This is a genomic window from Terrisporobacter muris (assembly GCF_024621905.1).
Taxonomy (GTDB): domain Bacteria; phylum Bacillota; class Clostridia; order Peptostreptococcales; family Peptostreptococcaceae; genus Terrisporobacter; species Terrisporobacter muris.
Genome location: NZ_JANKBY010000483.1, coordinates 1 through 2,035, shown reverse-complemented (window position 1 = coordinate 2,035; position 2,035 = coordinate 1). Strand labels below are relative to the sequence as shown.

The 2,035-nt window shown below is 25.3% G+C and carries 2 protein-coding genes; both read left to right on the top strand.

The window, feature by feature from the left end; translation table 11 throughout:
- Positions 1 to 530 precede the first annotated feature (530 nt).
- The gene (locus tag NSA58_RS19565) at positions 531 to 1,277 is read left to right on the top strand and encodes a polyphosphate polymerase domain-containing protein (RefSeq protein ID WP_257560885.1); all 747 of its coding nucleotides are present in this window, start codon (positions 531 to 533) and stop codon (positions 1,275 to 1,277) included.
- 16 nt (positions 1,278 to 1,293) lie between these two features.
- Positions 1,294 to 1,962: a DUF4956 domain-containing protein gene (locus NSA58_RS19560; protein ID WP_052232818.1), complete on the top strand. Its 669-nt coding sequence runs from the start codon at positions 1,294 to 1,296 to the stop codon at positions 1,960 to 1,962.
- The last annotated feature ends 73 nt before the right edge of the window (positions 1,963 to 2,035 follow it).

Here is a 2,035-nt window from a genome sequence, read left to right as displayed (position 1 = left end):
AATTAATTAAAATAAAAAAATCCTTGCTTTACCGATCAAGCAAGGATTCCAAAATATATTATAAAAAGGGGTTTATTAGGGAATATATTTTTTGGGGAGTAATCAGTTATTGGGGAAATAACTGTATATTTATAATAACAAAATTCGACAAACTTTGCAAGAATAATTTTATAATTTATTTAAAAATTTTAAAAGAGTATAAATTGAAAGATCAAATTTATACTCTTTTTTTACATATAAGAAAATTACATTGCTCTCAAATCTGGGAAGAACTCATGAAGCTAAGTAATACCAACAAATATTGAGATATAAAAAAGTTGTTTTTAAGTAACTAAGTTGTATGAAGTGGTAACGAGGATATATCGTTGACTATATGCTTCTCAATTTTGGCCATATGAGCGAAGCGAATTTCGTATTATCTCTACTTTTTCTCTGTACATCAAATCTCTACTATTAATCATCTAACTTATTTATTATTTAGAATATATTTTAAAAAAAATATAAAACTAAACTAAGGAGGAAGTACAAAAATGACACAAATAGAAAATCACCATATGGAAAATAAAAAAGAATCTAAATCTACAATAGCCGTATCTAGAAAGGAAATTAAGTATTTAGTATCCCTTAAGGATAGATTATATTTATTAAGTTGCTTAGATAAATTATTAACACCAGATGCTTATGGTGGGTATAATGGATATTCAGTTAGAAGTTTATATTTTGATAGTATATCAAATATTGATTATATAGAAAAAGTAACTAAAGCATATGAAAGAAAGAGAATTAGACTTAGAATTTATACAACTAAGGACACAACTGTAAAATTTGAAATTAAAAGAAAATATTATGGAAGGCAGCTAAAAGAAACTATAAAAATAACTAAAGAAGATGCCATAGAAATTATAAATGGGAATTATGAAGTGTTATTAAAATATGATACAGATATTTCTGAGTATGCTTATAATTTAATGACTACAAATCATTACAGACCAGTTTCACTTGTTGAATATGATAGACGTGCATATACTCATAAGTGTTTTAATACCAGAATAACACTAGATAATAACTTAAGGTACACAGATTTTGATTATGATTTGTTTAGTGATAATGTGAATTTTAAACAAGCACTAGACAAAGATAAAACTATACTAGAAGTTAAATATGATAGATTTTTGTTTGCACAAATCCAAGATATATTATCAAACTGTGATTTATTAGGAAAACCACCAAGTAAATATGAAACATCAAGGCAATTATTAAAACAATATTATTATTAAATAAAGGAAGGTTAATATGGGTGAATTAATAAATTTAGAAACAGTATTAGAAAATAGTTTGCAAGTTATAAGTCTGAAAGAAATATTAGTAATATTATCTTTCTCAATGATATTATCAGTAATATTATGTACAACATATAAGTTTTCAAATACAACATTGACATATAATAAAAAATTCAGTGTAACACTGGCTATGGTGGCGTTTTTATCAACAGTATTTATGCTTATTATAAAAACTAATTTGATGTTGTCTGTAGGGATGCTAGGTGCACTATCTATAGTAAGATTCAGAACAAATATAAAAGATACTAGAGATGCAGGATATATATTTTGGGCATTATGTATAGGAATAACATCTGCAACAAATAATTATACTACTGGAATAATAAGTTCAGTTATAATGTCTATATTAATGTTAGTGACAAGCAAAGAACCAAAAAACAGTGAATCATTACTACTAGTTGTTAGAGGAGAAAATACAGATATAAAATTGATACAAGATATAGTAAATGAAGCAAAAGGAACTAGTAAAATCAAAGCAAAAAATATATTGAGTGATTCATTTGAGTTGGTATACGAGCTAAAAATAGCAAAAGATGAGGATAATAAAATTATAGAAAGTTTACGTTCCTTAGATGGAATAGACAGTGTTAATATATTAGCACCAAATTCAGAAGTTATATAAAAAGAGCCAAGGGCTCTTTTTTTTATGTAAAATAAAGTTAAATATATGACTTTTATGTAGACATACATAAATT

Coding starts and splice junctions, on each gene's coding strand:
- NSA58_RS19565 (WP_257560885.1), top strand. CDS start 531: ATGACACAAATAGAAAATCACCATATGGAAAATAAAAAAGAATCTAAA.
- NSA58_RS19560 (WP_052232818.1), top strand. CDS start 1,294: ATGGGTGAATTAATAAATTTAGAAACAGTATTAGAAAATAGTTTGCAA.